This window comes from Mesorhizobium sp. M2C.T.Ca.TU.002.02.1.1 (assembly GCF_003997225.1).
The window spans coordinates 1-6,227 of the sequence record NZ_RZTO01000324.1; the positions used below are offsets into that span (position 1 = coordinate 1).

Consider the following 6,227-nt stretch of genomic DNA (forward strand, 5'->3'; position numbering starts at 1 on the left):
ACTGACCATCTCCGGCAGCGACGCCGGTGACGGCGCCGTCGTCGTTGATGCCGATGCGACCATGGATGCGGTCGCCGATACGTTCCTCGTCGGCGCAAGCTTCGGCCTGACCGTCAACATTGCCGAACCGAAAGCTGAACTGAGCGGCAAGACCCGTGCCTATGTGCGCGATGGCGTTGCCCTGAAGGCCGCGTCGCTTGAGATCGAGGCCGGCGATTCGGCGGATCGCGTCCAGTACAACGCAACCGCAACCACCTTTATGCTGAGCCTCGGCGGCCTGGCGTCCGTCTCGACTCTCACGGCCAATGCGCTGGTCGATGGAACAGTCGAGGCCTATCTCGGTGCGCCGTTCAACGGTCCGGTCACCGGTGGCAGCGGCGTGACTGACATTACCGGTGTGGTAACCGTCAACGCCTGGTCGGACATGAACGCGACCGGCGGCATCGACAATGGCGGCTTCGCGCTCAATGTGGGCGGCGTCGCCACCATCAGCGTCTTCGACACATTGTCCGACGTGGCCGGCAAGACCCGCGCCTTTGTCGGCCAGGGCGGCACGCTCTGGGCCGCCTCGCTCGACGTCAAGGCGGACGGCGATTATGACGCCAACTCCGATACGACGGCCGTGGCTGTCTCGGGTGCGGTTAGCGCTTCGGACATCAAGGCTACTGCCAAGATCACCGGCGAGGTTGATGCGCATGTCGGTTCGGCTTCCGGCGTCGAACCGTCCTCCGACATCGGCGTTGTCGATATTGACGGTCAGGTCAACATCACCGCGATCGGCAACATGCTGGCGACGCCCGACATCGTGAATGTCGGGATTTCCGGGCTCGCCACGGTCTCGCTGCTTGAACAGAACGCCACCGTTTCCGGCACGGTGCGGGCCTATATCGGCCAGGGCGTCGATGTCGACGCAAGCGGCGTAGCCATCCTTGCCGACGCGCCTGAAATGAAGGCGGATGTGCAGGGCGCCAATATTTCGATTGGTGGTCTTGTCAGTGGAAGCGGCATAAAGTCGAACGCCACGGTCGACGGAATCGTCGAGGCCTTCATCGGCGCCGGCAGCAGCCAGGTAGCAGCGAATGTGACGACCGACGTCAATGTGGGCGGCGGCGCGATCACGGTCGTTTCAGACAGCGACATGCACGCAGTGGCCAATCTGCTTGGCATTGGCGTGTCGGTTGGCGTCACGATCGGGGACTACAAACCGACCGCTCTGGTCAGCGGTCGCACATCCTCGTTTGTGCGCGACGGAGTGAACCTGCTTGCAGGCACGCTTGACGTCAATGCTGGCAAGCTGGGGGGCGTGGACAGGGTCGTCAACAAAGCCGAAGCAAAGGCCGTCGTCGCCGGCGTCGGCTTCCTTGCGACTGCCTCAAACCTGAACGCGGTCGCAACGACCAACGGTATCATAGAGGCCTATATTGGCGCATCCGACGGCATCAACGCTGCCGGCAACCCTGCCGCCGTGGTGAAAGTCACCGGAGGCGCCGATGCGGTCGACATTTCGGCTCGCGGCGATATTGATGCGGTCGCGCGCACCGAGGGTGGTGATGGGTCTTTCTTGGCCAGCGCCAGCCTCTACAAACCCACGGCAACGGCGGGCGGCAAGACGCGAGCTTATGCTGGTGATGGCGCCGACCTGCGCGTGACCGATCTTAATCTGACGGCGGACGGCGATGCGCTGGCCGACGCCAAGATTTTCAACGTGTCCGTATCGGGCCTTGTCTCTATTGCCGGTCTCTCGCCCACCGCGGTCACCTCCAACGACGTCGAAGCCTATGTCGGCCGCAACAATGATGCGTCCCAGACTACGCTTGTCGACATCGACATATTGAGCCAGGACGGCCTGTCGCGCGGCCGCATTGACGCGGTCGCCAATGGCCGTACCGAGGCGCGGGCCGTCACCGAAGGTTTCGGCTTCGCCGGAGGCGTTTCCGTCTCGCTCACCACGGCGGTCGCCGAAATGCAGGGCAAGACCCGCGCCTATATCGGCAAGTACACCGACCTGACGGCGGGCGCCGTCAATCTGACCGCGACCGAAATCACCGCGGTGGCGAATGCCACCGTGACCAGCACAGGCTTCGGCGGCATCGCCAAGGTCAACGATCTGGAAGCCCGCGCCAATGCTAACCGGATTACCGAAACCTTCGTCGGTCACGATTCGATCATCGATCTCGGCAGCGCTGCCCTGACCGGTCTCGCCACAACGGCAACCGGCGCGTCGATGGCCAATGCCGTCGTCAACGCCGCTTCGGGATCGATTGGCGTTTCGGCAAGCGACATTACGGCCATCGCCACAATCGGCGATGGAACCGGGCAATCCTCACGTACCCGGTCCTATATTGGCGACAGTGCTGAAGTGACTGCGGGTGACGTAACGCTGACCGCGACTTCCAACACGACCGTTAACGCGGATGTGACCAGCTTCGAGGCCGCCGGCCTTGCTGCTATTACAAGCACCACGATTACCGCCAAGGCCGCGCATGACACCGAAGTGTTCGTGGCCGACGGCGCGGACGTGACGCTGGGCGGCGCGCTGGTCATGACCGCGACGGGCACGTCCACCTCAGCGCCACAATCCAAGGGCGTCGGCATCGCCGGCGGGATCGCCTTTGCGTCGACAACCGTCACGACCTGGATCGACAGTGATACGCGCGCTTATATCGGCGAGGACGGCGAACTCTCCGCGACGAGCGTCAGGCTCCTGGCGGAAGGCCATCACACCGCCGACGCGGCGGCGCTGGGCACCGGCGTTGCCGGACTGGCCTCGGTCACGGCTCTGGACGTGACTTCGAAGGATACCGGCGGCGCGGAAATCCGCATCGGCGCCGAGGCAAGCGATGCTTCGCAGGGCACGACAAAGATCACCACCACCTCGGGCGGCATCGACCTCGATGCCGACCTGACGTCGAACGTCAGTTCCACTGCGAAGGCGACAACGCTCAGTGTCGGCGCGTCGATTGGCGACGTCATCACACGGGCGACCAACCAGTCTCAGGTCATCGGACGGATCGGCGGCAATGTCGATGTGACTTCGGCTGCCGGCTTCGACATGCAGGCAAAGCTGGTCGGCAACTCGATCAGCGCCGCGACTTCGCTGACCGCCGGCGCAATTGCCATTTCCAACTCCAATACCTTCTCGGATTTCGACGCCTCCATCGACTTTACCAGCGGGCAGGGCGGCTCGATCCATGCTGAGAACAGCGTCAACATAGCCGCCCTTCTGAACCATGACGGCGCCAATTTCCTGCGAGTCTCGGCAGCCACGCCGCGCGGCGCAGTCGCATCTGCCAACAACGTTACCGGTGGCCTGGCGGCGGTCGATAGTACGCAGGTCAATGCCGATGCCAGTTCAACCCTGAACCTCGACATCGACGAGGACCTGTCGCTGACCTCCGCATCCGGCGATATCAATATCGCCGGCCGTCATGGCAACGAGGCCTTCGGCGGTGGTTCCACGGCCAGCGGCGGCATTGTCCGGGTATCCTCGGTCGATGTGAACGTGACGGCCGGCGGTTCGACCACGGTGAAGTTCCGCGGCGATGTGGATGACGATACAAACAGTGCCGCCAACAACATCAATGTCGATGCCGTAGCGCTTGCCACGACCACTTCGACCATGTCGTCGGACGGCGGCGGCCTCGCCAATTTCGCATCCGGCAGCGCGGATTCGACGACCGTGCATACGATGAACCTGACCTTTGCCGGCGTCGGCAGCGTCATGCGCGTTGGCGGTAACATCAAAGGCACCGCCAACCTTGTTACGGACGCCGACTCGGCGGGCCGCGTCAGCGGTGGCGGGTTCATCAGCGATAGCTCGGTGACGACAAGTGCTTCGGCGACCGGCACGGTGAATTTCGTGATCGGCGATTCCGAACGCGTCGAAGCGCAGGGCAACATCGAGATGATCGCCCAGCATGGCGCCAACGGCGGCGACGTGTCGGACGGCACGGTTGCAGGGTCCAACGACGCCGGCAATTTCATCGACTTCGGCAAGCCACACAAGTTGAGCGACAGCGCGACGATCACCTGGACGGGCGCCACCACAGGCGGTCTTGTCCAGAACAAGGAATACACCGTCGTCGTGCGCGACGGTAATACCGTGCAGCTCGGCGCCAGGTTCGGTTCGAGCGCCGTCAACGCGGCATATGACACGATCACGATCCCCAACCACACCTTCGTGGACGGTGACCAGTTGATCTACAACTCGAACGCAGGCGACGTAATCGACGGCCTGTCGAACGGCACGACGTATCAGGTCAAGGTCATCGACGAAAACACGATCAAGCTGCAGACGATCGGTTTCGTGGAGGTGTCGGACACATTTACGCGCGGCATGATCGACGACGCGAACGACAAGATTCTCGACGCGAGCACGCCTTTCAACAACGGCGACGTGGTGACGTATCGCCCGGCGCAGCCTCGCACGTTCATTCCGGCATTTGTCGACGCCAATGTCACGCTCGACAATCCGGCGACCGACGCCAACGAGTTCTCCGTGAGCCAGGACAACTCCAATGTCGGCCGCATCTATCTGCCCAGCCACGGATTCTCGAACGGCCAGGCGGTGATCTATACTGGCTCAGGAATAGCCGGGCTGGTCAGCGGCCATACCTATTATGTCATCAACGGCGGCAGCTATACCGGCGCCGTCGGCGTGGCATATAATTTTGACGCCAACTTCATTCGGCTGGCTGACAATCCTGGCGATACGGTTGGTTTCATCAACAACGCCGGCACCCCCGGTGATACCAGTGACGACTTCTATGTCGCCCCGGTCGTCAAGAACCTGGCCTTCTCGAACACTTTCACTGACAATTCGCTCATCGGCGTGGGCGAGCAGACGCTCAGCAACCTGAATCCGGGTCAAGCTTACTACGTGGTTCAGAAGGATGCCGCCGGATACAAGCTGTCGACCAGCCTCAACGGCACACCGGTCGCGCTGAATCTCAACGGCAATAGCAGCACCGGCACGCATAGGTTGGTCAAGGAAGGCGTCGATCTGCAGGACTCCGGTCCTGCCTCGGGCCAGACTCTGGTCTACAACATCACAAGCAATTCGATTTCCGGCCTGTTCGACGGTGTCGGCGGTGCAGCCGGCTTCAACGTGCCGACCTCGGCCGATGGCGTGGTCACCGGTTCGGCCGGCGGCTCGTCCGGCGGCGCCTGGAACAACAAGGACTCGAATACTTCCTCTTCTCAGACGGTGTCGACAAACCTGACGGTGAATGCCGGCGCCATGCTGAAGGGCGCCAATGTCCTGCTTCAGACCGACAGCCGGATGGGATCGGTCGCCACCGCGGACGGCGGCGGCGGCGGCGGCATCTCGCTCGAAGGAGCGCAGGCCACGGCCACCGGCGTCAACAAGAGCGATATCGTCATCGGCTCCGACGCCAGCATCGAGGCGCTTCATGACCTGACGGTCAGGGGCATCACCAAGTCCTATGTCGCTTCGGAAGCGCAGACATCGAGCGGTGGCCTGGGCGCGTCAAGCGACGGGACCGCGACGTCGACATTGAGCTTCGGCATGAAGCAGCAGATCAATGGCGACCTTAAGGCCGGCCATGCCCTGGTTGTCGACAACAAGGTTGACAACAACGCGACCGCGCATGCCGAAGCCTATGGCGGCGGCCTCGGGGCCAGCACCAATGTGAGTGCGACTGCACAAGTGCAGGCCGCGGTTGGTTACAAGGGCGCTGAAATCATCCTTCAGGGCAACGCTGACCTCGTCGGCACGACCGTGACGGTGAATTCGGAGATCGTCCGCAACCGCGCCAACGCCAGCACCAACACGACCGCCGGCGGCGCCGGCGGCTCCGCGGTCGCCAACTCGACGGCGAGGATCAGCGGCAGCAACGAAGTCGTTCTCCAGCACAGCTCATTCGTGCTCGCCAACGAGTCCATCCTTATCCAGTCGCTCTACTCCGGCACGGACAACCGCGCGACGGCGAGGGCGAAGCTCTATGCGATCGGCGGCTCGACGACCGCAAACGCGACCGATGAGGTGACCAACAACGCCAAGATCGAGGGCTTCTGGGAGGCCGTGCTCAAGGCCACGACGGTCGACGTCAACGCGCTCGATTACAATTTCAGCAATACGCGCGACCGGAGCCCCGGCGGCTTCTATATCGGCCCAGCCCACAGGGGCGGAAGCGAATCCACCGACCGGAACCGTGACATCTTCTGGGAGGCGCATGTCATCCTGCTGGGCGAGCCCAATCCCGAAC

The 6,227-nt window shown here is 62.9% G+C and carries 1 protein-coding gene; it reads left to right on the forward strand.

Annotated features, from left to right (window positions below; genetic code table 11):
- Window positions 1–6,227, forward strand: a 6,227-nt coding sequence (locus EOD07_RS37675) for a hypothetical protein (protein WP_164772325.1), incomplete at both ends; no start/stop codon positions are given.